This window comes from Amycolatopsis sp. FBCC-B4732 (genome assembly GCF_023008405.1).
Classification (GTDB): domain Bacteria; phylum Actinomycetota; class Actinomycetes; order Mycobacteriales; family Pseudonocardiaceae; genus Amycolatopsis; species Amycolatopsis pretoriensis_A.
Map to the genome: position 1 here is coordinate 5,373,319 of NZ_CP095376.1, position 24,344 is coordinate 5,397,662.

Annotated in this window: 21 protein-coding genes; 16 read left to right on the forward strand and 5 right to left on the reverse strand. The window is 72.5% G+C overall.

Translation table 11 applies throughout. From position 1 onward, the window contains the following. Nucleotides 1–163: 163 nt before the first annotated feature. The 7 genes from MUY14_RS23105 to MUY14_RS23135 all read left to right on the forward strand — a co-directional run bounded on the left by MUY14_RS23105 (nucleotide 164) and on the right by MUY14_RS23135 (nucleotide 5,682). Nucleotides 164–1,771, forward strand: coding sequence for a serine/threonine-protein kinase (locus MUY14_RS23105; RefSeq protein ID WP_247011750.1), 1,608 nt, complete (start codon nucleotides 164–166; stop codon nucleotides 1,769–1,771). Between the two features lie 53 nt (nucleotides 1,772–1,824). Continuing rightward, on the forward strand, nucleotides 1,825–2,130 hold the full coding sequence (locus MUY14_RS23110; RefSeq protein ID WP_192782430.1) for a hypothetical protein: 306 nt from the start codon (nucleotides 1,825–1,827) through the stop codon (nucleotides 2,128–2,130). 19 nt (nucleotides 2,131–2,149) lie between these two features. After that, nucleotides 2,150–2,587 (forward strand): peptide-methionine (R)-S-oxide reductase MsrB, encoded by a 438-nt coding sequence (gene msrB, locus MUY14_RS23115; protein WP_247011753.1) that lies wholly within the window; start codon nucleotides 2,150–2,152, stop codon nucleotides 2,585–2,587. A 74-nt stretch (nucleotides 2,588–2,661) separates the two neighbouring features. Continuing rightward, on the forward strand, nucleotides 2,662–3,573 hold the full coding sequence (locus MUY14_RS23120; RefSeq protein ID WP_247011755.1) for a TIGR04222 domain-containing membrane protein: 912 nt from the start codon (nucleotides 2,662–2,664) through the stop codon (nucleotides 3,571–3,573). Nucleotides 3,574–3,639: 66 nt separating this feature from the next. Continuing rightward, entirely contained in the window at nucleotides 3,640–4,554 is a 915-nt protein-coding gene (locus MUY14_RS23125) for a TIGR04222 domain-containing membrane protein (protein WP_247011757.1), read from the forward strand. Next, nucleotides 4,547–5,347 carry a DUF692 domain-containing protein gene (locus MUY14_RS23130; RefSeq protein WP_247011759.1) on the forward strand — a complete coding sequence of 267 codons (801 nt, stop codon included), beginning with the start codon at nucleotides 4,547–4,549 and terminating at the stop codon, nucleotides 5,345–5,347. The genes MUY14_RS23125 and MUY14_RS23130 overlap by 8 nt, the downstream gene beginning before the upstream one ends. Continuing rightward, a complete protein-coding gene (locus MUY14_RS23135) occupies nucleotides 5,344–5,682 on the forward strand; it encodes a hypothetical protein (protein WP_247011761.1) in 339 nt (112 codons plus the stop codon). Before MUY14_RS23130 ends, MUY14_RS23135 begins: the two co-directional genes overlap by 4 nt. A gap of 159 nt (nucleotides 5,683–5,841) precedes the next feature. On the opposite strand, the gene MUY14_RS23140 is transcribed toward MUY14_RS23135, so the two are convergent. The 4 genes from MUY14_RS23140 to hemE are packed head-to-tail and all read right to left on the reverse strand — an operon-like array spanning nucleotide 5,842 to nucleotide 10,398. After that, nucleotides 5,842–7,182 (reverse strand): CoA transferase, encoded by a 1,341-nt coding sequence (locus tag MUY14_RS23140; protein ID WP_247011764.1) that lies wholly within the window; start codon nucleotides 7,180–7,182, stop codon nucleotides 5,842–5,844. After that, nucleotides 7,182–7,874, reverse strand: a complete 693-nt coding sequence (hemQ, locus tag MUY14_RS23145) for a hydrogen peroxide-dependent heme synthase (RefSeq protein WP_247011766.1) — start codon at nucleotides 7,872–7,874, stop codon at nucleotides 7,182–7,184. The genes MUY14_RS23140 and hemQ overlap by 1 nt, the downstream gene beginning before the upstream one ends. Nucleotides 7,875–7,930: 56 nt before the next feature. Next, nucleotides 7,931–9,331: a protoporphyrinogen oxidase gene (gene hemG / locus MUY14_RS23150; protein ID WP_247011768.1), complete on the reverse strand. Its 1,401-nt coding sequence runs from the start codon at nucleotides 9,329–9,331 to the stop codon at nucleotides 7,931–7,933. Continuing rightward, complete coding sequence (gene hemE / locus MUY14_RS23155; protein WP_247011770.1) at nucleotides 9,328–10,398, reverse strand: uroporphyrinogen decarboxylase; 1,071 nt, start codon at nucleotides 10,396–10,398, stop codon at nucleotides 9,328–9,330. The genes hemG and hemE overlap by 4 nt, the downstream gene beginning before the upstream one ends. 88 nt (nucleotides 10,399–10,486) lie before the next feature. Here hemE and MUY14_RS23160 point away from each other — a divergent pair, with 88 nt between their 5' ends. The 4 genes from MUY14_RS23160 (at nucleotide 10,487) to MUY14_RS23175 (ending at nucleotide 15,418) form a co-directional block, all read left to right on the forward strand. Further along, on the forward strand, nucleotides 10,487–11,050 hold the full coding sequence (locus MUY14_RS23160; protein WP_247011772.1) for a DUF3000 domain-containing protein: 564 nt from the start codon (nucleotides 10,487–10,489) through the stop codon (nucleotides 11,048–11,050). A gap of 1,148 nt (nucleotides 11,051–12,198) precedes the next feature. Continuing rightward, entirely contained in the window at nucleotides 12,199–12,915 is a 717-nt protein-coding gene (locus MUY14_RS23165) for a response regulator transcription factor (RefSeq protein WP_033261886.1), read from the forward strand. A 98-nt stretch (nucleotides 12,916–13,013) separates the two neighbouring features. Then, nucleotides 13,014–14,237 (forward strand): HRDC domain-containing protein, encoded by a 1,224-nt coding sequence (locus MUY14_RS23170; RefSeq protein WP_396126865.1) that lies wholly within the window; start codon nucleotides 13,014–13,016, stop codon nucleotides 14,235–14,237. A gap of 89 nt (nucleotides 14,238–14,326) precedes the next feature. Further along, on the forward strand, nucleotides 14,327–15,418 hold the full coding sequence (locus MUY14_RS23175) for a toll/interleukin-1 receptor domain-containing protein (protein ID WP_247011777.1): 1,092 nt from the start codon (nucleotides 14,327–14,329) through the stop codon (nucleotides 15,416–15,418). Between the two features lie 5 nt (nucleotides 15,419–15,423). Here MUY14_RS23175 and MUY14_RS23180 read toward each other — a convergent pair whose 3' ends face one another. Further along, nucleotides 15,424–16,089, reverse strand: a complete 666-nt coding sequence (locus MUY14_RS23180) for a TetR/AcrR family transcriptional regulator (protein ID WP_247011779.1) — start codon at nucleotides 16,087–16,089, stop codon at nucleotides 15,424–15,426. Between the two features lie 174 nt (nucleotides 16,090–16,263). Between MUY14_RS23180 and MUY14_RS23185 the strand changes: the two genes are divergently transcribed. The 5 genes from MUY14_RS23185 to MUY14_RS23205 are packed head-to-tail and all read left to right on the forward strand — an operon-like array spanning nucleotide 16,264 to nucleotide 24,331. Then, nucleotides 16,264–17,730 carry an amino acid permease gene (locus MUY14_RS23185; protein WP_247011780.1) on the forward strand — a complete coding sequence of 489 codons (1,467 nt, stop codon included), beginning with the start codon at nucleotides 16,264–16,266 and terminating at the stop codon, nucleotides 17,728–17,730. A gap of 10 nt (nucleotides 17,731–17,740) precedes the next feature. Continuing rightward, nucleotides 17,741–18,574 (forward strand): urea amidolyase associated protein UAAP1, encoded by an 834-nt coding sequence (locus MUY14_RS23190; RefSeq protein WP_247011781.1) that lies wholly within the window; start codon nucleotides 17,741–17,743, stop codon nucleotides 18,572–18,574. Beyond that, a complete protein-coding gene (locus MUY14_RS23195) occupies nucleotides 18,571–19,206 on the forward strand; it encodes an urea amidolyase associated protein UAAP2 (RefSeq protein WP_247011782.1) in 636 nt (211 codons plus the stop codon). The genes MUY14_RS23190 and MUY14_RS23195 overlap by 4 nt, the downstream gene beginning before the upstream one ends. Next, the gene (gene uca, locus MUY14_RS23200) at nucleotides 19,203–22,730 is read left to right on the forward strand and encodes an urea carboxylase (RefSeq protein WP_247011783.1); all 3,528 of its coding nucleotides are present in this window, start codon (nucleotides 19,203–19,205) and stop codon (nucleotides 22,728–22,730) included. The genes MUY14_RS23195 and uca overlap by 4 nt, the downstream gene beginning before the upstream one ends. Further along, a complete protein-coding gene (locus MUY14_RS23205) occupies nucleotides 22,727–24,331 on the forward strand; it encodes an allophanate hydrolase (protein WP_247011784.1) in 1,605 nt (534 codons plus the stop codon). The genes uca and MUY14_RS23205 overlap by 4 nt, the downstream gene beginning before the upstream one ends. The last annotated feature ends 13 nt before the right edge of the window (nucleotides 24,332–24,344 follow it).

Genomic DNA, 24,344 nt, shown 5'->3' on the forward strand with positions numbered 1-24,344 from the left:
GAAGAGCACCGGGCCGACCGCTACACTCGATCGGGTGCGCGAAGCGGAAACGCGCTGAGCAGGGTCACCACCACCGGGAATTTCGTCAGGAGCAGTCGCCATCGACACCGGTCAGCTGATCGCGGGGCACTACCGCCTCGTCGAGCACATTGGTAGCGGTGCCATGGGAGTCGTGTGGCGCGCCACCGACGTGCGCCTCGAGCGCGACGTCGCGATCAAGCAGATCCTGCCCCAGCCGGGCGTCTCCGAGACCGAGCGCGACAACATGCGCCAGCGCGCGATGCGCGAGGCGAAGAACGCCGCCCGGTTCCAGCACCCGAACGCGATCGTGGTGTTCGACATCGCCGAGCACAACGGCGACCCGTGCCTGGTGATGGAGTACCTGAACGGGCCCAGCCTCTCCACGATCCTGTCCGAGGAGGGCACGCTGCCCCTCGGCCGCATCGCCCGGATCGGCGAGCAGGTCGCGTCCGCGCTGGTCGCCGCGCACCGCGCCGGGATCGTGCACCGCGACGTCAAGCCCGGCAACATCCTGATCGACGAGACCGGCACCGCGAAGATCACCGACTTCGGCATCTCGCGCGCGGCCGGCGACATGACGCTCACCGCGACCGGCCTGATCGGCGGCACGCCCGCGTACCTGGCGCCCGAGCTGGCGCGCGGCGCCGACCCGGTGCCCAGCTCCGACGTCTTCGCCCTCGGCGCGACCCTCTACCAGGCGATCGAGGGCACCACGCCGTACGGCAACACCACCAACCAGCTCGCGCTGCTCTACGCGGCCGCGAACGGCCAGATCAACCCGCCGGTGCAGGCAGGCGCGGCCACCGCGCTGCTGATGAGCCTGCTGCGCAGTGAGCCGGGCGAGCGGCCGAGCATGGCCGAGGCCCGCGAGCGGCTCGCCGCGCTGGCCCGGACCGAGCCCGGCGGCATGAGCGCGTCGCCGCCGCTGCTCTCCGGCAACGCGGGCCGCAAGCCCGCCGCCCCGGCCGAGAGCGGCGACCGCCCGCCGTGGCAGCGCACCGACCAGCCCGCGCCGCAGTCACCGCCGGTCGGCACGCCGGTGCCCGCGAACAAGGCGGCGTCGAACCCGCCGCGCCCGACCGCGGCGTTCATGCCGATGCGGTCGCCGGCCGCGCCGCCGAACACCCCGCCCAGACCGATGCCCGCGGCCGCGCCGACGGCCAGGGCCCCGCAGTACTCGTCGAACACCGCGAAGCCGGACAACAAGCGCAAGTACGCCCTGTTCGCCGGGGCGGGAGCCGCGGTCGTCGTGGCCGCGGTGGTCCTGTTCCTGGTGCTGAACTCCGGCAGCGACGGCGCCGGGGGCGACCAGACCGCCCAGTCGCCCGGCGCCCAGCCGACCACGGGCCAGACCACGCCGAAGAGCGGTCAGAGCAGCGCGACGAACGCCCCCGCGGGTCTCGGCCAGACGATCCCGGAAGGCAAGATCACCGACTTCCAGGCGGCCGGCCACGCCATCACGGGCTTCTACGACAACCCCGCCGGCGGCTGGTCGAAGCTGACGCCGGCCGCGCAGCAGGTGTACGGCAGCGAGCAGGCGTTCGCCGAGTACTGGGCGAACAACAAGGTCTCCGACTACGCGAGCGCCCGCGCCGACAGCGGCGGCGCGAACTCCGACGGCTCGATCACGATGAACCTGACGGTCAACGGCACGCGCAACGCCTACCGGATCGTCACGGTCGGCGGCACGATGCTCATCGACGCCGACACGCGGCTCGGCCCGCAAGGGGCGCCCGGCTCCGGGTACTGAGACTTAACGCGCCGCTGGTGGGCTGACGGGCGCCGATGGCTTACCGTGGGGGTATGGCCGAGAACGGAGCTTCGCTGCCGGGCCAGAATCCTCGCTTCCACGAGGACCTGGTCGGCCTGGACCCCTACGACCCGGAGGCGCGCGCGTTCGCCGAGCACCTCGACCGGATGGAACGCTCCGGCCCCAACTTCACCATCGAGGCGGCGCTGGACGGCGTGGCCGACTTCGCCGACTCCAGCAACCGCCTCGGCGGGCTGCGCTACTGGGTGTCGGCCCTGATCGTGGTGCTCATCGTCCTCGGCGTGATCGTGACCGCATGGGACATCGTCGTGCACGCCCTCGCGTGGCTCGCGGCGTAACGTGGATCGGGTGAAAGGTATGAAACCCGTTGTCGGCGCGACCCCGCGCGTCGTGAAGTCCGAGCAGGAATGGCGGCAGCAGCTCAACCCCGACGAGTACGCCGTCCTTCGCCAGGCGGGGACCGAACGGCCGTTCACCGGCGAATACACCGACACCAAGACGACCGGCGTCTACGAGTGCCGCGCGTGCGGTGCGGAGCTGTTCCGCAGCGACACGAAGTTCGAGAGCCACTGCGGCTGGCCGTCCTTCTTCGACCCCGCGGATTCCGATGCGGTGCTGCTGCGTGAAGACCGCGCCATGGGCATGAAGCGGATCGAGGTGCTCTGCGGCTCCTGCCACAGCCACCTCGGGCACGTCTTCGAGGGCGAGGGCTACCCGACCCCGACCGACCAGCGCTACTGCATCAACTCGATCTCCCTGAAGCTGGTCCCCGAGCCCGGAACCCCGCCAGCCTAAATCCTTCTTAAGCCGGCAACCCACCGCCCTTCCTCGAACGTAGTCTCCGCACACGGACGAGGGAGGGCGGACTCATGACCGACACCTGGGGCGTTCCCGGACCGGTGTTCGCGGGCCTGTACCTGGCCCTGCTGCTCCTGCCGGCGCTGGCCGCCGCGGTGCGCGGCGGGCTCCTGCTGCGCGGCCACGCGGGCGGCACGCCGAAGCGGCCGGAAGAGCTGGCGCTGCTGACCGGCGGACGGCGGCGCTTCGGCGAGTACGTCGTGGCCGGCCTGCTCGACCAGCAGGTCATCCGGCTGGCCGGCAACGGGCGGCTCAGCCGCGTCAAGGGCACCACGATCGACAGCGCCGGCCGCGAAGCCCTCAGCCGCATCGGCAAGAACGGCTCCGCCGTCGAGCGCGTGTGCGACGCCGCGGCCGAGCACAAGACCGCGCTCGAACTCGAGACCTCGCTGATCGGCCGGGGACTGCTCGCCGACCCGCGGAAACTGCGTTCGACCTGGGTCACCACCGCGGTGGCCTACTGGGTCGTGGTCGCCGTCGGCCTGGTCCGGCTGATCGCCGGGGCGAGCAGCGGGCACCCGGTCGGGATCCTGCTCGGCCTGCTCGCGGTGGGCGTCGTCGTGGCGATCACCGTCACCGTGAAGGCACGCAAGCCGCGCGAGGTCAAGGCCACGTTCGCCGGCCGGGCGGCCGCCGAAGCGGCTCGCCGCGCCGGGACGCTCGTGGCCGGCCCGGCGGGCGCCGTCGCGGCGGGTGGGCTGAGCGCGCACCCCGACAAGGACGTCCGGTTGGCCGTCACCCGGGCCGCGCAGCACTCGAACGCACGCGCTCACAGCCGCCGTAGCCGTACCCGCTTCGCCGGGGCCGGGGGCGGCGCGGCCGTCGGCTACTACGGCGGCAGCTCCTGCGGCGGGGGCGGCGGGAGTTCCTGCGGCGGCGGGGGCAGCTCGTGCGGTGGTGGCGGTGGGGGCTGCGGCGGTTGAAACGCCGACGCGAGCGCGTGCGTCTCACAGCTACGGTAATCGCGACTCACTGAGGGGAGACGGGCGATGAACGACCCGTGGGGCATTTCCGGACCGGATTTCGTGGTCCTCTACATCGCGTTGCTCGGCGTGGTCCTGCTGGTCAGGATCATCGTGTCCGGCGTCATGGCCGGCCGCGCGATGCGCGCGGACGACGGCAGGCCGGTCCCGCCGCCGACCGTCTACCAGCTCGCGTTCCTCGCCGGCGGCCCCGACCGGGCCGTCGACGCGGCGGTCGCGGCGCTGGTGGACCGCGGGCAGCTGCGCGTCAACAGCTACAAGCAGGTCAGCCAGGCCGGGGCCCGGCCCTCGGAGCCGCTGGAGCAGGCGGTCTACGACGTGGCGCAGCTGAAGACGACGGCGACGATCCGGGCGTACGTCCGCCGCTCCGCGGTGATGAAGGCGCTGGAAACCGGCCTCGACCAGCAAGGACTGCTGGTGTCGGCGGCGGCGAAGCGGCAGTCGCGGACGATCGGGCTCGTCCTGCAGCTCGCCGTGCTGGCGTTCGGCCTGGTGCGGCTGGTCAACGGCATCTCGCTCGGCCGCCCGGTCGGGGTCCTGGTGTTCCTGGTGCTGATCGCGGCGGTGCTCGCGATCGTGGCGGCGGTCCGCCGGTCGAAGACGGGCGCCCGGCAGCCGTCGGCGGCGGGGCACCGCGTGCTCGGCCAGGCGCGCTCGGCGGCGTCCGGCCCGGTACCGGCGGGCATGCTCGCGGGCGGCGTGCTGCTCGGCGGCGCCGCGGCGGCGGTCGCGCTGGGCGGCTGGTCGATGTACCCGGACGAGGAGCTCAGCGCGGCGCTGACCCCGCCGGCGTCGTTCGGCGGCGGTGGCTCGTCGGGTGGTTCGTCGTGCAGCAGCGGCTCGTCGTGCTCGAGCTCGTCGTCGTGCAGCAGCGGCTCGTCCTGCGGTTCTTCGTGCGGCGGAGGGGGCTGCGGTGGGTGAGCTCGGCATCGGCATCGGGTGGCGGCACGAACTGGACCTGTCCATCGCGCGGCTGCCCGGTGTCGACTGGGTGGAGGTGGTCGCGGAGAACCTGCACGCCGACCACCTCCCGGAGACGCTGGTGGCCCTGCGGCGCAAGGGCTTGCCGGTGCTGCCGCACGCCGTCTCGCTGTCACTGGGCGGCGCCGAGCCCCTCGACACCGGCCGCGTCCAGCACCTGGCGGAGATCGCGCGGGCCGTGGACGCGCCCCTGGTCAGCGACCACGTGTGCTTCGTGCGCGCGGGCGGGCTCGACTCGGGGCACCTGATGCCGCTCCCCCGCACCCGCGAAGCGCTGGACGTGCTGGTGGCGAACGTCCGGCTGGCCCAGTCCATCGTGGACGTACCGTTCGCGCTGGAGAACATCGCGGCGGTGCTGGACTGGCCGGACAACGAGCTGACCGAGGAGCAGTTCCTCACGGAGCTGACCGACCGGACCGGTTGCCGGCTGATCATCGACGTCGCGAACCTGTACGCGAACGCCCGCAACATCGGCACGGACCCGGTGGCGTTCCTGGACGGCATCCCGTGGGAACGGCTGGCGTACGTGCACATGGCGGGCGGCATCGAGCGCGACGGCGTCTACCACGACACGCACGCGCACCCGGTGCTGCCGGAGGTGCTCGCGTTGTTGACGGAGCTGCGTCGCCGGACGGACCCGCCGGGGGTGTTGCTGGAGCGCGACGACGACTACCCGAGCGACGACGAGCTGGCCGCGGAGCTGGCGGCGCTGCGCGCGGCGGTGACGGGGTGAGCCGGGAGGAGCTGGCCCGCCGTCAGGCCGAGTTGCTGAAGGCGTTGCTGGCTTCCGGCCCGGCTCCCGCGGGCTTCGACGCTTCGCGGCTTCAGGTGGAGGCTTCGGTGCTGCGGCGGAAGCACGGGCGGGTGCTGGCGTACCAGCGGCCCGAGGTGGCCGAGGCGCTGGGTGAGCGGTACGGGCCGCTGTTCGCGGAGTTCACCTCGGGACGGCCGAAGCTGGCCGCGGAACGTTCGGGGGCGTACGCGGACGAGTTCGTGGCTTGGCTGATCGACCGGGGCCACCTGCCGAAGCCCCGCCGGGGCCTGCGAGACTGGCTTCGGCGGCGCTGACCGGGGTGTTCCTGGCTGGGTGTGCTTCCCGTTCCAGGTCGCCGGGGCCGACGCCTCGACAGCCTCTTCCCGCAGCACGTCCACGGGCGGTGGCGGTGTCCTGAATGACTCATTCAGGACCTTCGCCCGGCGCGGGTTGCGGGACCGGCTCCGGCGGCGCTAAGGGGTCCAGGTCGGTTTGTCGACTCCCGGCAGCCGCGTTCCGAAGTCCCAGTGGGGCTCCGCACCCGGCAGCCCGCCCGCCATGCGGACCCGCGTCAGGCGGCCGTAGCCGCTGTCCGCGTCCTCCATCAGGTCGCTGTAGTCGACCTCGACGGCCGCGGGATCCTTGCGGCCCAGCGAATCCAGCCACCGGCCCGTGCCCGCCAGCGAAAGCCGCGCGCGCCACGTGCCGCCGTCCGTGAGCTGGCGGTGCACCGCCGTCATGACCGCCGCCGCCGCGAGCCAGCCCGTTGCGTGGTCCAGTGCCTGGACCGGCAGCGGCGAAGGCTCCTCCGGACCCCAGGCCATCCCGTTCGACATCTGGACCAGGCTGTCGAAGCCGCGCCGGCGGGCCCACGGACCCTCCCAGCCGTACGCGCTCAGGTCCGCGATCACCAAGCCCGGCCGCAGCTCAGCCAGCTCCGACGGGCCGAACCCGATCTTCTCCAGCGCGCCCGGGCGGAACGACTGGACCAGTACGTCCGCCCGGCTGATCAGCTTCTTCAGCCGCGCGCGGCCGCCCTCGGTGTCGAGTGCCACGAACGTCGAACGCTTGCCCTGGCCGGTGTCACGCACCAAAGCTTCGACGCGTGGCAGGTGCGCCGCCCCGACGTGCAGGACGTCGGCGCCGTGCGCGGCCAGGACCCGGCCGGCCACCGGGCCGGCGAGGACGTGCGTCAGTTCCAGGACCCGGACGCCGCCCAGCGGGCGGTCCGAGTAGAACAACGTCCGTTTCGGCGCCGCTTCCAGCGGCTCCAGCGAAACCAGCGGCAGCGAAGCCACCGCCGACCCCTGCGGGTGCGCCGCCCAGTCCTCCGGCGTGCGCAGCTCGGCGGCCGCTCCCCCGGCGCTGACGACCGCGTGCTCGATCTCGCGCGCGGGACGGCCGGCGACCGCCTTCGCGACCGCGCCGCGGGTGCCGGGCACGCCCAATCCCCAGCACACCGCCGCTTCGTGGCGCGGGTAGTTGCAGTGCAGGCGCACCCAGCCGTCGGCCGCGCGGTAGTTGCCGGACAGCGGTGCCCAGACCGACTCCGCGCCCGTGCCGTCCACCCGCAGCAGCTGCTCGCTGTGGAACGCCGCCGCCGCGTGCCGCGTGTCCGCGGTGACGACGCCGGGCTCGATCCCGCGCAGCTTCAGCAGTTCGCCCGCCGCCAGGGTCGCCGCCGCGATGGACGCCGTCGCCGCGGCCGCCACCCGGTACGGGCCGGGCAGCACGTCTTCGGTGCCGGTGAGTGCGAAGGGTCCCGGCCGCGAACCGGTGAGCGCCTCCCAGACGCCCTCGACTGCCTCGCGCACTACGGCAGGGCCGCGACGAGCTCGGCGGGCGGCACGCGCGTGCCGGTGTAGAACGGGATTTCCTCCCGGACGTGCAGCCGCGCTTCGGTACCGCGCAGGTGGCGCATCAGGTCGACGATGCGGTGCAGCTCGTCGGCCTCGAAGGCGAGGATCCACTCGTAGTCGCCCAGCGCGAACGACGCGACGGTGTTCGCGCGCACGTCCGGGTAGTCGCGGGCTTCCTTGCCGTGGTCGGCCAGCATCTTGCGGCGGTCGGCGTCCGGCAGCAGGTACCACTCGTAGGAGCGGACGAACGGGTACACGCAGATGTACTTGCGCGCCTCTTCCCCGGCGAGGAACGCGGGGATGTGGCTCTTGTTGAACTCGGCGGGCCGGTGCAGCGCGGTCTGGCTCCAGACCGGCGTCGACGCGCGCCCGAGCGGCGTCCGGCGGAACCCGGCGTAGGCGGCCTGGACCTGCTCGATCTCCTCGGCGTGCCACCAGATCATGTAGTCGGCGTCGGCGCGCAGCGCGGACAGGTCGTAGACACCCCGGACGACGACGCCCTTCGCCTCCAGGCCGTCGAGGTACTCGGCGGTCTCCCGGCCGGCGGTCCCGCGGTCCTCGCCCAGCCTGCCGGGCTCGATCCGGAACACCGACCAGGTCGTGTAGCGGATGGTGTCGTTGAGCTCGTTGTAGTTGACCCGCGCCATGCGTCCATCCTGTCACCGCGCGGGGGACGTCGCCGCCACGGGTCAGGTGAGAGCACTCACTCGGCGAGCTGCGCCGCGATCCGCTGCGCGGCCGCCTCCGCCGTCGCCACGCACGCCGGCAGCCCGACTCCGTGCAGCGTCGCCCCGGCGACCGCGAGCCCCGGGACCGCCGCGATCGCCTTTTCGATCCGCTCGACCCGCTCGAGGTGCCCGGTGCCGTACTGCGGCAGCCCGCCGCCCCACCGCGTCACCAGCGTCTCGATCGGCGCGGTCGTCACGCCGGTCAGGCGCGCGAGGTCGGCGCGGACCACGCGGACCAGCTCGACGTCGTCGGCCTGCAGCGCGCCCAGCTCGCCGAAGCGCCCGACCGAGCCGCGGACCAGCACCGGGCCGGTGCCGAAGTGGCCCCACTTGCGCGAAGAGAAGGTGAACGCCTTCGACGCGTACGGCCGGCCCGAAGCGTCGCGCTCGCCGTGGCCGATCAGGATCCCCGACGCCTCCGGCAGCCGCGTGCCGGGCGGCAGCGCCATCGCGACCACCGCCATCGACGCCAGTTCGACCTCGCCGAACGCCGCCGAAGCCGCGGGCACCAGGTCGGCCAGCAGCCGCCGGGCCGAGGGTGCGGGGACGGCGAGGACCACGGCGTCGGCCTCGACGGTGTTGTCCGCGGGCGCGTGCGCGGTCGGCGCGGCGCCGATGCGCAGCCGCCAGCCCGCGCCGTGCCGCTCGATGTCGCAGACCGGCAGCCCGGTCCGCAGCTCCGCGCCGGAAGCTTCGGTGAGCCGGTCGATCACCGTGCCGAGCCCGCCCGGGACGGTGCCGAACACCGGCGCGGTGGACGGGTTCGCCGGCAGCTGCGCGGCCGCCGCCGCGGTCAGCGAGCCCGCGCCCGCCGCCAGCGCCGACGCCAGGCCGGGCATGGTCGCGCGCAGGCCGAGGCCGTCCGCCCCGCCCGCGTAGACGCCGCCGAGCAGCGGGTCGACCAGCCGGTCGACCAGTTCGTCGCCGAAGCGCTCGCGCAGCAGCGGCCCCAGCGGCAGGTCACCGCTGGGCAGCCGCAGTTCCGGCAGGGAGACCTCGGCCTCGACGGCCCGCCGTCCGGCTTCGGAAAGCACGCCGGCCACGGACTCCGCGGACGCCGGGACGCCCATCAGCGTGCCGGCCGGCATGCCCGTCACGCTGCCACCGGCGTGGATCTTCGCGCGCGCCTTCGTCGGGTGGACGACGTCGAGGTCCAGTTCGCGGACCAGCGCCAGCATCTCGGGACGGCGGACGAGGAACGCCTCGGCGCCGACGTCGTAGGGGACGCCGGCGAGCTCGGCCGTGCGCAGCTTCCCGCCCGGCGTCTTCGTCTTCTCGAACACGACGATCTCGGCGTCCGGACCGAGCAGCCGCCGCAGCCGGTACGCCGCGGTCAGCCCGGAAACGCCGCCCCCGACGACCGCGACCCGCTTCACAGCTCGTGCACCAGCCCGACCACGCGCGTCAGCACGTCCGGGTCGACACCCGGCAGCACGCCGTGGCCCAGGTTGAAGATGTGGCCGTCGGCCGCCTTGCCCTCCTCGACGATCCGGCGGACCTCGGCTTCGAGGACCGGCCAGGACGTGTGGAGCAGCGCGGGGTCGAGGTTGCCCTGGACGACGGCGTGCCCGCCGAGGCGCCGCACCGCTTCGTCGAGGGGGATGCGCCAGTCGACGCCGACGACGTCCGCGCCCGCGTCGCGCATGGCGGGCAGCAGCTCGCCGGTGCCGACGCCGAAGTGGATCCGCGGCACGCCGTACGCGGCGACGCCGTCGAGGACCTTCGCCGAGTGCGGCAGGACGAACTCGCGGTAGTCCCGCTCGGACAGCGCGCCCGCCCAGGAGTCGAACAGCTGGACCGCGTCGACGCCCGCGTCGAGCTGGGCGCGCAGGAAGGTCAGCGCGACGTCGGCCAGGCGGCCGGCCAGCTCGTGCCACAGAGCCGGCTCCGAGTGCATCAGGGCCTTGGTGTGCTCGTGGTTGCGGCTCGGGCCGCCCTCGATGAGGTAGCTGGCCAGCGTGAACGGCGCGCCGGCGAAGCCGATCAGCGGGGTACCGCCGAGCCGCTCGACGAGCAGCCGGACGCCGTCGGCGACCTTCGAGACGTGGCCGGGCTCCAGCTCCGGCAGTGCTTTCACCGCCGCGAGGTCGCGCACCGGCGCGGCGGCCACCGGGCCGGTGCCGGGCACGATGTCGATGTCGACGCCGGCGGCCTTCAGCGGCACCACGATGTCGCTGAAGAGGATCGCCGCGTCGACGCCGTGGCGGCGTACCGGCTGCAGCGTGATCTCGGCGAGCATTTCGGGGTCGAAGCAGGCGTCGAGCATCGGCACGCCCTCGCGCAGCGCGCGGTATTCGGGCAGCGAACGACCCGCCTGGCGCATGAACCAGACGGGCGTGCGGGCCGGGCGTTCGCCGCGCGCGGCGGCCAGGAACGGGGCTTCGGGCAGCTCGCGGCGGGCGGCCGGGGCGGCCTGCTGCGGCAAAGGCGTGGTCGGAGACATCGCCGTCAATCGTGCCACGTGCCAGGGACGGCGCTTCTATCGGCGCGCCTGCGCCCGCAACGGGGCGTGCCCGCCCTAAAGTCGAAGCGTGACCGCGATGACGCCAGTGCCCGAGCTCTTCCGCGAAGCAGTCGCGGCGCTGCAGTCCGTCCGGCCCCGCCGGGAGGTGCTGCTGGAGCCGATGCGGGCCCCGCAGCGGCTCGCGCCGTGGTCGTACGCGGTCAGCTGTGAGGTCGCCGGGCCCGCGGACGTGCTGGCGTCCGGCCGGCTGGTCCTGCTGCACGACCCCGAGGGCCAGGAAGGCTGGGACGGCGTGCTGCGGCTGGTCATGTACGTGCGCGCGGAGCTGGACCGCGAACTGGCGACCGACCCGTTCCTGCCGGCGGTCGGCTGGTCCTGGCTGACGGACGCGCTGGAGGTGTCCGGCGCGAGCTGGACGGCACTGGGCGGCACGGTCACCGAGACGTCCTCGGCCCGCTTCGGCGACATCTCGGGCCCGGCCCGCACGGACGACCTGGAGCTGCGGGCGTCGTGGACCCCGGCCGACGCCGGGCTACTGCCGCACGGGCAGGCGTTCTGCCAGGTGATGGCGAGCGTCGTGGGCCTGCCGCCGGTCGGCGTGACGCTCTTCGGGCAGCGCCAGAGCTCCTGACCCGCCCCGCGGCAAACTCTCTTCCGGGGTGGGACGCCGGATCTCGGCACAGCCGGACTGTCATGAACGACCCTTTCCCCACGCCGGACGCGATGAACGACCCGTTCATGACAAGAGCCACGCCCCGGAGCTCCTGAAGGCCCGGACGATCATCGGCACTCTCCTCCGGCGTGGGACACCGGATCTCGGCACAGCCGGACTGTCATGAACGACCCTTTCCCCACGCCGGACGCGATGAACGACCCGTTCATGACAAGAGCCACGCCCCGGAGCTCCTGAAGGCCCGGACGATCATCGGCACTCTCCTCCGGCGGGGGACACCGGATCTCGGCACAGCCGGACTGTCATGAACGACCCTTTCCCCACGCCGGACGCGATGAACGACCCGTTCATGACAAGTGCCACGCCCCGGAGCTTCTGGGGGCCCGCGGCGATCGGGCGATCATCGGCAACGAATCGGCAACGGTGCACCGGCGCGAGCCGTCCCCGGCGAGCCGCCTTGTACCGATGTGAGCAAATTTCACATCCACTGAACGCCGTTCACGTCTTTCCGGCCCCCTGAAGCGCCCCTGTGCGCCCGGAACAGCGTCGAACGATCACGGACACCCCCGCCCCCGGCCGACGGCCCTGAGGCCGTTTCACGTCTCCTCGTTAGTGACTCCGCGCGGTCACGCACCGCAACAAGATCAACTCGGCGGCACTGGGCCGATCCGACCCCGGTGATCGACACGGACAGTCACACCCCACGGCCTCGGCGAGCCCCGCCGACCCCGCTCCGCACCGTTGATCATGCCCCGGCCGGAGGCACATTCCGGGGGTGGCCCGCGCCCATCCGGCCCCTCGTCACTAGGCGCACCGGCAGCTGCACACCCCATCTGCACGGCCATTTGGCCGTCGGCAACTTCTTTGCATCGTGTTCGCTGGGCTATCCGTTAACAACCGGCCGTGTACTAGCCCGATCGTGTTACTACGAACCCACTGAGTGACTGTTCGTTTGAGATAGATACCCATTCGATCCCCCCGCAACGGCCTCAGGGCGGCTACAGTGCCTTCGACGACACCACTTTCGGTCTAAAGCTGGCGCGGCTGAACGGCCGAAGGTCCCGGTGCCGGTCGGGGGGCACGACCGACTCCAGGGAGGTAGTGACGTGGCTACCGTCGGCATTTCTCAGGCCGTCCGATCCACGCCAGCCGGCGCCTTGCCGGCGAGCATGGTTCCGCACCCGCGGGAAGAGCTCTTTTCGGTATTAGTGGTCGACGACCACCCGCTGTTGAGGGAGGCAATCGCAGCAAGACTCGCACAGATGGGTGCGGGGACCGTCCACGAAGCCGCCACGGTGGCCGAGGCGAGGGCGCGAGCACAGGCCACAGGGCCTTGTGACCTGGCGATCCTCGATCTCGGACTGCCGGACGGCAGCGGCATCGAGCTGGTTACGGAACTTCGTAGCCACGGCTGGCCGCGCGTGGTGGTACTCGCATCCTCGGACGACCCGTACGCGGTCCGCTCGGCCTTCCAGGCCGGGGCCCAGGCGTACCTGCTGAAGTCCGCGTCACCGGTCGTCGTGACCGATGGCGTGCGGCGTGTGCTCGAGGGCGGCGTCTACGCCGACCCGAGCGTGGCTCCGGTGCTGGCCACCGGGACCCGCGTCGCGGGCACCGACAACACCCCGCGCGAGCTGTCCGCTCGTGAGGTGGAGGTGCTCCAGCTGGTCGCCGACGGACAGTCCAACAAGGAGATCGGCGAGGAGCTTTCGCTCTCCGCTCTCACCGTCAAGTCCCACCTGTCCCGGATCGGGCGCAAGCTCGGCACGGGCGACCGGGCTCAGATGGTGGCGCTGGCCATGCGGGCCGGCGTGATCCGCTGACACAGGCGAACCTCCCTGCGGGGCGGGCGGACCAGGCGCGGTACGCCCGTCCCGTAGGGTCGTCAGTTATGGGAAGTGCAGAGGCCGAGGACACCGGGATGGAGATCGAGTCCACGGGCGGCCCTGTGCTGCTACGAGAACCCGCCGAGGGCACGCCCCCGGTGATCACCGAACCGTCCGCGCTGGCCGAGGCCTGCGCGCGACTCGCCGCGGGCACCGGCGCGGTCGCCGTCGACACCGAACGCGCGTCCGGCTACCGGTACTGGCCCAAGGCCTACCTCGTGCAGTTGCGCCGCGAGGGTTCCGGCACGGTGCTGATCGACCCGATCGCACTGGCCGACGACCTCGCCCCGCTGCGCGAAGTCCTCAACGACCTGGAGTGGGTGCTGCACGCGGCCTCCCAGGACCTCCCCTGCCTCGCCGAGCTGGGCCTGCACCCGGCGGAGCTGTTCGACACCGAGCTGGCCGGCCGGCTGGCGGGCTACGAACGCGTCGCGCTCGGGACGCTGGTCGAGCTGCTGCTCGGCTACACCCTCGAAAAGGGGCACAGCGCGGCGGACTGGTCGAAGCGGCCGCTGCCGGTCGACTGGCTCAACTACGCGGCCCTCGACGTCGAGCTGCTCATCCAGCTGCGCGAAAAGCTGGAGGCGGAGCTGGGCGCCCAGGGCAAGCTGGAGTGGGCGCGGCAGGAGTTCGAGAACGTGCGCCTGGCCCCGCCGCCGGCCCCGCGGGCCGAGCCGTGGCGCCGGACGTCCGGCGTCCACAAGATCCGCAACCCCCGCGGCCTGGCGGCGGTCCGCGAGCTGTGGCAGGCCCGCGACGAGCTCGCCCGCAAGCGCGACCGGGCCCCGAGCCGCATCCTCCCGGACAGCGCGATCGTCAACGCGGTGACGGCCGACCCGAAGACGGTCGAAGATCTTCAGGCGCTGCCGGTCTTCAGCGGCCGCGTCCAGCGCAAGTACACGGCGAGCTGGCTGCGCCACCTGCAGGCGGCCCGCGCGCTCCCGGCGTCCGAACTCCCGTCACCGTCCCAGCCGACGGACGGCCCGCCCCCGGTGAACCGCTGGGCGGACAAGGACCCGGACGCGGCGGCCCGCCTGTCGGCGGCGCGCGCGGCGCTGACGGCGATCGCGGAGGACCGCCGGTTGCCGGTGGAGAACCTGCTGCTGCCGGACCTGGTACGCCGCACGTGCTGGCGCCCACCGGCGGAGACGGACGAAGACTCGGTGGCTGCGGTGCTGCGCGCGGGCGGGGCACGGCCGTGGCAGGTGGAGCTGACGGCTTCGGCGTTGAGCAAGGCGTTGCAGGCTACGGCTTCCTGACGCGGGACAGTTCCGGGCCGCTGCCGCGAATCGGTCACGGGCCGACTTACCCTGGCCGGAGTTCCGCGATTTCTGCGAAAGCGAGCTCGATGACCGACTTTATTGCCGACCAGCCCGCTGTCCAGTGCTTCCTCAGCTTCACGCACGCGGACGACGGCCTCCTGAATTTCGTGACCCCGCTGAAAGCGTCCATTGAGCAATTCTGCGCCGCGGCGCACGGCCGCAAGATCGAGATCTTCGTGGATCGTGAGAGCATCGGCTGGGGTGAAGACTGGCGCGCCAAGATCCAAGACGGGCTCGACGCCGCGATGGTTTTAATCCCGGCCGTCACGATGAACTACTTCTACAACAGCAGCGCCTGCCGCGAAGAACTCACCGCGTTCTACGCCAAGGCCAACGAACTCGGGCTCACGCAGCTCATCCTGCCCTTGATCATCCTGGGGCGCGACCTCATCACCGAGAACAGTGACGACGCGAACGTCCGGATCATCGAGAAGTTGCAGCACATCGACATCGAGGAGGCTGTCCTCGCCGGATCGGGAACGACCGCGTGGCGCAGGACCATGGCCGCCGTGGCCAAGAAGCTGATCAAGGCGATCCAATCGGCCGAAAACCAATTGGAGCGCCTGTCGGAACCGGAACCCGCACGCACAGGCGACGGGGGCCTACCCGGGTTCCAGGAGCACAGAAATCGTCTCGAACAGGTCGCCCGACTGCTCGGGCAGCAACTCGACACCATCACGGTTTCTCTCGGCGGCATCACCGCAGAGATGAACCAGGCCGCCGCCGACATCGACGTCACATCTCCGGACGCCGCCAAGGAACGAATCGCCCGCACCGCCGACACGATCAAACCGTTGTCCGTGAGCATGCAGAAGGCCGGCACTGATTTCGAAGCGACAGTCGCTGAAACTGACACGATCATGCGCTCTTACCTGGCGTTCGTGGCCTCCCACGGCAGCCCGGAAATGGCGGCTCAGGCTCGTAAGGAGCAGGAGGCCTTCGTCCCGGCGCTCGACGAGCTCCAGACCATGGAGAAGACAATCGCCGAATACCTCCGCAGTGCGTACGCGCTCGAGAAAAGAAGCGCGCCGCTACGCGCAGCCCTCCAGCCGCTCCGCATTGGCGCTCAGTCGATCCAGCTGGGAATCCGCACGCTACAAGATCTCCAGGACCTCTGAACCGGTCAGTCCGCCAGAGTCGCCAGCAGCGTGTGGGCCGCCGCCCGCAGCTCGTCCGACGGCTCACCCGCCCCGACCAGGCGCACCACCCCGTCGGCTCCCTCACGGACATGCGCCTCGACGTCCAACGACGGGTCGTCCCGGCGGACCACCGCGATGCTCTCCACCAGCCCGAACACCAGGTCCGTCCGGATGGCCACCGACTCCGCGGCCACCCCCGAAGCCGCCACCAGGCTGCCGTAAGCCGCCTTCAGGTCCGCTCGCTCCGCGCGGAAGCGGGCCAGGTTCGGCGAAGCCACCTCCGGCAGCAAGTACAACGCGCCCAGGTTGTGCCGCGCCCCACCGAGCAAGCCGATGTCCGCGTACGCCAGCGCCCACAGCCGCACCGCCGCCGGGCCCGGAGCACCCACCAGGCGGGCCGCCAAGTCCAACGACGGCCGGACCGTCTCCGCCAGCAACGCCGCGAGGATGTCTTCCTTCGCCGGGAAGTGGTAGTAGAGCGACGCCTGCCTCAAGCCCGCGCGCTCCGCGATCGCGCGGGTCGTCGTCGCCGCGTAGCCGGCTCCGGTGAACAGCTCTCCCGCCGCGTCGAGCACCGCCTGGCGGGCGTCCGGGCGGCTCGCCGCCGCTCCGCTCGCCCTCGGCCTGCCGACTCCCGCCCCTTTGACCACGGGCGTGATCTTGCCAGGTCCGGCTCCGCGGCACCCGCACCGAGGCCGGTTACGCCCGCATGTCGCTGTTGACGCCCCGAAGGCGCGGCCGTTAACGCACCCCTAACGAGCCGGAGATCGAGAAGTCCCGCCGCGGCCCTAATTTCTGTCAAACGATCGAAACAAGGAGACCGCATGCCACCCGACGATCTCGCCGCCTTCGGTTACCGCCAGGAGCTCCGCCGGTCGCTCGGCGGGTTCTCCGCCTTCGCCGCCGGCTTCTCCTTCGTCTCCATCCTCACGACCGTCTTCCAGCTCTTCGGCTTCGGCTACACCTTCGGCGGCCCCCTCTTCTTCTGGACGTGGCCGGTCGTGCTCGGCGGCCAGCTGCTCGTGGCACTCACCTTCGCCGAACTCGCCGCGCGCTTCCCGCTCGCCGGATCCGTTTACCAATGGGCGAAACAGCTCTCGAAGGGGTTCCTCGGCTGGCTCGCCGGCTGGATGATGCTGCTCGGCTGCGTCGTCGCCCTCGCCGCCGCGGCGATCGCGCTGCAAGTGGTGCTGCCCTCGGTCTGGGACGGCTTCCAGCTCGTCGGCGGCGACCCATCGGTGACGTCGCCGTCGGGCGCGGCCAACGCCGTCCTCCTCGGCACGCTCCTGCTCGTCTTCACCACGCTCGTCAACGCCGGCGGCGTCCGGCTGATGGCCCGGATCAACGACGTCGGCGTCGCGGCCGAGCTGCTCGGCGTCGTCGTCCTGATCACCGGGCTGGGGCTGTTCGCCGTCCGCGGTCCGCAGGTGGTGCTGCACGACGCCCCCGGCACGAGCGCGGGGATCAGTGGCGTGCTCGCTTCGGCGCTCATGGCCGCGTACGTGCTCTACGGCTTCGACACCGCCGCGTCGGTCGCCGAAGAAACGAAGGACGCACGGAAGACAGCGCCCCGCGCGGTCCTGCGCGCCGTGCTCGTGTCGGGGATCGGCGGGCTCGCCGTGGTCGTCACCGCGCTGATGGCCGCGCCCAGCCTCACCGACGGGCAGCTCGCCGGCCACGGCCTGCCGTACGTGATCACCGCCGTCTTCGGCGACACCCTCGGCCGCGTCTTCCTCGCCGACGTCGCCGTCGCCGTCGTGGTCTGCACCCTCACCATCCAGACCGGCACCGTCCGGCTCCTCTACGCGATGGCCCGCGACGGCGCTCTCCCCGCCGCCGCCCGACTTTCGTCGGTGAATCCGCGCACGGGGACGCCGGTCGCGCCCGCCCTCGTCTCCGGCGCGCTCGCCATCGCGCTGCTGCTCCTCAACGTCGGCAACCCGACGCTCTTCAGCACGATCACCGGGACGTCGGTGGTCGTCGTCTACCTGGCGTACCTGCTGGTCACCGGGCCGCTGCTGGTCGCCAGGCTGCGCGGGCGCTTCCCCGCGGAACCCGGCCGGTTTTCCCTGGGCCGCCGGGGTGTTCCGCTGAACGGCGCAGCCGTGCTCTACGGCGTCGCCATGATCGTGAACATCGCCTGGCCGCGTGCGGAGATCTACGACGTCGCCGGTTCGGGCGCCCCCTGGATGCTCTTGTTCCCGATAGAGTTCGTCGGCGGCGCACTGGTGATCGGCTGGCTCTGCTGGCTGCGGCTGCGCCCCGCTCCCGCCCTCGAACCCGCGATCTGAGAGGACGTCCATGAGCACCACCGCCACCACCTACGGCGCCCGGGACCACGCCCGGGCCCAGGCCGGCACCGTGGTCGAAACGATGCCGTCGATCCCGGCGAGTACCTGGCCGGGCACCGTGCCCGGGGTGGCTCCCGAGGCGCTGACCTGGGCCGAGACCGTCGCCGGCGGCGGGTACACGCACAAGGTGCTGGCCCGGGGCACCCGGCTGCGGCTGACCGACGTCGAGGGTGACGCCTGCGCGCACGTGCTGCTGTTCAACGCCGACCAGCCGTGGGAACGGCTGAACGTCGCCGACACGGTGAAGGTGCAGTGGAACGCCTACCTCGGCGAGAAGGTGGCGCTGCTGTCCGACCAGGCCCGCGTGCTCGCGACGATCGTCGAAGACGGCAGCGGCCGCCACGACGCGCTCTGCGGTACGTCCACTGTGGACGGCAACACCGAGCGCTACGGCGACGGCGCCCCGCAGGGCCCCTCCCCCGCCGGTCTGCCGCTGTTCACCCTGGCCGCGGCGAAGAACGGGCTCGGGCCGCGTGATCTGCCGCCGAGCCTGTCGTTCTTCCAGGGCGTGCGCGTCCAGCCCGAAGGCGCACTGGAGTTCACCGGCTCCGCGGGCGCCGGGAAGTCCCTCGACCTGCGGATCGAAATCCCGTCGATCGTGCTGATCGCCAACGTGCCGCACCCCGTGGACCCGCGCCCGGGCTACACCGCGACGAACCTCGAAGTCCTCGCCTGGCGCGACCGTCCCTCCACTCCGGACAGTCCGGAGTGGACGCACTCACCCGAAGCCCGGCGCGCGTTCGAGAACACCGCCGACTACCTGACCGCACGGGGGATCGCATGAGCACGGCGTACCGTTCGCAGCTGGAGCTGACCTTCGACGTGCCCGCGCGAGCGCCGTTCTCCACGGTGCTCAAGCGGGGCCAGGAGCTGACGATCGTCGACCTCGGCGGCAACCAGGCCGTCGACTTCCTCTGCTACGACGCGAACGACACGGCGAAGCGCTACAGCGCGGCCGCGACGATCGCCGCACAGGGCAGCATCTTCCTCACCACCGGCAGCGTGCTGCGCACCCAGGAAAGCGCGCCGCTGCTCACCGTCGTCGCCGACACCTGCGGCCGCCACGACACGCTCGGCGGCGCGTGCAGCAAGGAGTCCAACAGCCTCCGCTACGGCCAGCACACCCGGTACCAGCACGCCTGCGTCGAGAACTTCCTCAGCGAAGGCGCGAAGTGGGGGCTGGGCAAGCGCGACCTGGTCAGCAACGTCAACTGGTACATGAACGTGCCGGTCGAAGAAGACGGCACGCTCGGCATCGTCGACGGCATTTCCGCGCCGGGAATGGAAGTCCGGCTGCGCGCGGAGACCGACGTGCTCGTCCTGGTCTCGAACTGCCCGCAGATCAACAACCCCTGCAACGGGTTCGACCCGACGCCGGTGCGCATGATCGTCACCTCGGCCGGGGGCGGCGAGTGAGGCTGCTCGTCGCCAACCGCGGCGAGATCGCGGTCCGGATCCTCCGCAGCGCCCGGGAACTGGGGCTCGAAACGGTCGCTGTGTACTCCGACGCCGACCGCCTGTCGCCGCACGTGCGGCTCGCCGACCGGGCCGTGCGGCTCGGTCCGGCCCCCGCGGCGGAGAGCTACCTGCGGGCCGGCGCGATCGTCCAGGCCGCCCTCGACACCAGCTGCGACGCGATCCACCCCGGCTACGGCTTCCTCTCGGAGGACGCGGCGTTCGCGCGAGCCTGCGAAGACGCCGGGATCGCGTTCGCCGGTCCGTCGCCGGAGCACCTGGAAGTGTTCGGCAGCAAGCACACCGCGCGCGAGGCGGCGATCGCGGCGGGCGTGCCGCTGCTGGCCGGCACCGGCCTGCTGGCCGATGTGGACGAGGCACTGGCGCGCGCGGACGACATCGGCTACCCGGTGATGCTCAAGGCGACCGGCGGCGGGGGCGGCATCGGCATGCGTGCCTGCGCCTCCCCCGAAGAACTGCGCACCGCCTGGGACACCGTCCGCAGTGTCGCGGCCAAGAGCTTCGCCAGTTCCGGCGTCTTCCTGGAACGGCTGGTGACCCGCGCGCGGCACGTCGAGGTCCAGGTGTTCGGCGACGGCTTCGGCGAAGTCATGGCGCTGGGCACGCGGGACTGCTCGCTGCAGCGGCGCAACCAGAAGGTCGTCGAGGAGTGCCCGGCGCCGGACTTGCCGGAGACAGTCCGCAGGCAGCTCGTCGAATCGGCCGTCGCGCTGTGCTCGTCGGTCCGGTACCGCTCGGCGGGCACGGTCGAGTACGTCTACGACCCCGGCCGCGGCGAGGCGGCGTTCCTCGAGGTCAACACCCGGCTGCAGGTCGAGCACCCGGTCACCGAGGCGGTGTACGGCGTCGACCTGGTCGCCTGGATGCTGCGGCTCGCCCAGGGCGACCGCGCGATGTTCCGCGCGACGCCGGTCGCGCGCGGCCACGCCGTCGAAGCCCGCGTGTACGCCGAGGACCCGAACGCCGGGCACCGGCCCAGCTCCGGGCTCGTGACGCGGGCGGAGTTCCCGGCCGGCGCCCGGGTGGACACCTGGGTCGAGCCGGGCACCACCGTGACCACGCACTACGACCCGTTGCTGGCCAAGGTGATCTGCACCGGCACCGACCGCGCGGCCGCGCTGGCGAACCTCCGCGACGCGCTCGCCGCGACCCGCGTCGACGGCGTCCGGACCAACCTCGGGCAGCTGCGCGCGGCGGCCGCCGACGCGGCGTTCGGCTCGGCCGCCCACGACACGTCCACTTTGGACGACATCGCGGACGACGAGCCGCAGATCGACGTCGTGCGCGGCGGAACGATGACCACCGTGCAGGACTGGCCGGGCCGCACCGGGTTCTGGGCCGTCGGGGTACCGCCGAGCGGCCCGATGGACGACCTTTCGCTGCGGCTGGGCAACCTCGCCCTCGGCAACCCCGAGGGCGCGCCCGGCCTGGAGTGCACTGTGGACGGTGTCACGCTGCGGTTCTCGCACGCCACGCAGGTGTGCGTCACCGGCGCGCCGACGACCGTCCTCGTCGACGGCACCGAAGCACCGTTGTGGGCACCGGTCGAAGTACCCGCCGGAGCCACCCTGGACGTCCGCGCGTGCACGGCCGGGTTGCGCAGCTACGTGCTCGTCCGCGGCGGCATCGACGTCCCGGCGTTCCTCGGCAGCGCGGCGACGTTCACCCTCGGGAAGTTCGGCGGCCACGGCGGCCGCGCGCTGGCCGCGGGCGACGTCCTGCGGCCCGGCCCGGCGCCCGCGGATCCCGTGGTGGGCCCGGTCGCCGACCGGCCGGGCTTCGCCGGCCGCTGGACGATCGGCGCGCTCGAAGGACCGCACGCGGCACCGGAGTTCTTCACCCCGGAGGACGTCGACACCTTCTACGCCACCGACTGGCAGGTGCACTTCAACTCGGCCCGCACCGGCGTCCGTCTCGTCGGCCCACGGCCGAAGTGGGCGCGGCCGGATGGCGGTGAGGCCGGCCTGCACCCGTCGAACATCCACGACACGCCGTACGCGATCGGCGCCGTCGACTACACCGGCGACCTGCCGATCCTGCTCGGCCCGGACGGGCCCAGCCTGGGCGGGTTCGTCTGCCCGGCGACGGTCGCCACCGGCGAGCGGTGGAAGCTCGGGCAGCTGCGCCCGGGCGACACCGTGCGGTTCGTGCCGATCGGCACCGACCACGCGGCGGCGCTGCGGACCCGGCCCGCGACGGCGGTCGAGCCGAGCCGGCCCGCGCGCGACGACGGCGGCGTCCTCGCGCGACTGTCCGCTACGGACGGAGAGCCACCGGTCACCTACCGCCGCAGCGGGGACGACAACCTGCTCGTCGAGTACGGCGAGATGAAGCTCGACCTGGCGCTGCGGATGCGGGTGCACGCGCTCGCGGAGCGGCTCGCGGCCGAAGGTGTGCCGGGGATCGTCGACCTGACGCCGGGCATCCGGTCGCTGCAGGTGCACGTCGACCCGGACGCGCTGCCGGTCGGCAAGGCGCTCGGGCTGGTGCGGGAGCTGGAACGGGACCTGCCGCCCACGCACGACCTCGTGGTGCCCAGCCGCCGCGTCCGGCTGCCGCTGTCGTGGGACGACCCGGCCACGCGCGAGGCGATCGAGCGGTACATGACGGGCGTCCGCGACGACGCGCCGTGGTGCCCGTGGAACATCGAGTTCATCCGGCGCGTCAACGGTCTGTCCAGTGTGGATGATGTGTACCGGACGGTGTTCGACGCCGAATACCTGGTGCTGGGCCTCGGCGACGTCTACCTCGGCGCGCCGGTCGCGACGCCGCTCGACCCGCGCCACCGCCTGGTCACGACGAAGTACAACCCGGCGCGGACGTGGACGGCGGAGAACTCCGTCGGCATCGGCGGCGCCTACCTCTGCATCTACGGCATGGAAGGCCCGGGCGGCTACCAGTTCGTCGGGCGGACCACGCAGGTGTGGAACAGCTGGCACGGCGGCGACCAGCCGTGGTGCCTGCGGTTCTTCGACCGGATCTCCTGGTACCCGGTGTCCGCCGAGGAACTCCTGGACCTGCGCGCGCAGAGCGCTTCCGGCCAGCTGGCGCTCGACACGACCGAAGGCACCTTCGCGCTGGCCGACTACGAGGAGTTCCTGGCGGCCAACGCCGACAGCATCTCGGCGTTCCGGGCGACGCAGGCGGCCGCGTTCGAGGCGGAGCGGAAGGCGTGGGCCGCGGCGGGCGAGTTCGACCCGAAGCCGGAGCCGGTCACCCGGCCCCCGGCGCGCGTCGAGGCACCGCCGGGCGGGCACGTCGTCGAGGCGCCCTTCGCGGCGACCGTGTGGCGGGTCGACGTCAGCGCGGGCGAGCGCGTCGAGGACGCGCAGTCGCTGGTGACACTGGAAGCGATGAAGACGGAGGCGCGGATCCCCGCGCCGGCGAGCGGTGAGGTGGTCGAAGTGCTCGTGTCCCCCGGCGACCAGGTGGCGCCCGGAACGCCGTTGGTGGTGCTCGGATGAGCCTCGTCGAGCGGGTGCGGGCGGCGTACCGCCGGATCGAGCAGGTGGACCGGCCGGAGATCTGGATCGACTTGCGGTCCGAAGCCGACATGCTGGCCGAGGCCGCCGCGCTGGAAGCACGCGGGCGGCCGCTGTACGGCAAGCTCGTCGCGGTCAAGGGCAACATCGACGTCGCCGGGCTGCCGACGACGGCGGGCTGCCCGGCGTACGCGTACAAGCCGGAAGCCGACGCCCCGGTCGTCGCGCGGCTGCGGGAGGCCGGCGCGCTGGTGCTCGGCACGACCAACCTGGACCAGTTCGCGACCGGCCTGGTCGGGACGCGCAGCCCGTACGGCGCGGTGCGCAACGCCGTCGACCCCGCGTACGTCTCCGGCGGGTCGAGTTCGGGGTCCGCGGTGGCGGTGGCGCTGGGGATCGTCGACCTGGCCCTGGGCACCGACACCGCGGGATCGGGCCGGGTGCCGGCGGCGTTCAACGGGATCGTCGGGCTCAAGCCGACGCCCGGGCTGCTGCCGGCCGAGGGCGTGGTGCCCGCGTGCGCGAGCATCGACTGCGTGTCGCTGTTCGCGCGGACGGTCGAGGAGGCGTCGTTCGCGCTGACCTGCCTGGCCGAGCCCGCGCAGGTCCACACGGGACGGTTCCGGCTGGGCGTGCCCGGCCACCTGGGTCCCCTCGCCGACGGCTGGGCGGACGCCTTCGCGGCCACCGCCGAAGCCTACGCCGCGGCGGGCGCCGAAGTGGCCACTGTGGACACGTCGGCCTTCTTGGAAGCCGCGCAGTTGTTGTACGGCGGCGCTTTCGTGGCCGAGCGCTACACGGCGGTCGGCGAATTCCTGGACGCGCACCCGGAGTCCGTCGACCCGGTGGTGCACGGCATCATCACCGGCGCCCGCGACATCCCCGCGCACCGGCTGTTCGCGGACCAGGCGAAGCTGGCCGGGTTGCGCGCCGAAGCACTGGCCGCGCTGGCCGGCGTCGACGCGCTGCTGTTCCCGACGACGACCGAGCACCCCACGATCGCCGAGGTGGCCGCGGACCCGGTCGCGGTCAACGCCCGCCTGGGCCGGTTCACCAACTCCACCAACCTGTTCGGCCTGTCCGCACTGGCGATCCCGGCCGGCACCGTGGCCGGGCGGCCGTTCGGCGTGATGCTGGTCGGCGCCCCGCACGACGACCTGAAGCTGGCCGCGCTGGCCGGGCTGCGCGATGAGCGGGTGCCGATCGTGGTGGTCGGAGCGCACCTGCGCGGCCAGCCGCTCAACCACGAGCTGACTTCTCGCGGCGGGCGGTTCGTCTCGCCGGTTTCCACGTCGGCGTCGTACCGGTTGTTCGCGCTGGACACCGTGCCACCGAAGCCGGGCCTGGTGCGGGTCGCTGACGGCGGTGTCGCGATCGCGGCGGAGGTGTGGGAGCTGCCGGTGCGGGGCTTCGGCGAGTTCGTCTCGCGGATCCCGGCGCCGCTGGCGATCGGGAAGGTGGAGCTGGCGGACCATACGTCGGTGCCGGGCTTCCTGTGCGAACCGGCGGCGACGGAAGGGGCGGAGGACATTTCGGCGAAGGGTGGCTGGCTGGCACACCTGGGCGTGCGTCCGTCCGGGTGATCCGGTCCGCCCG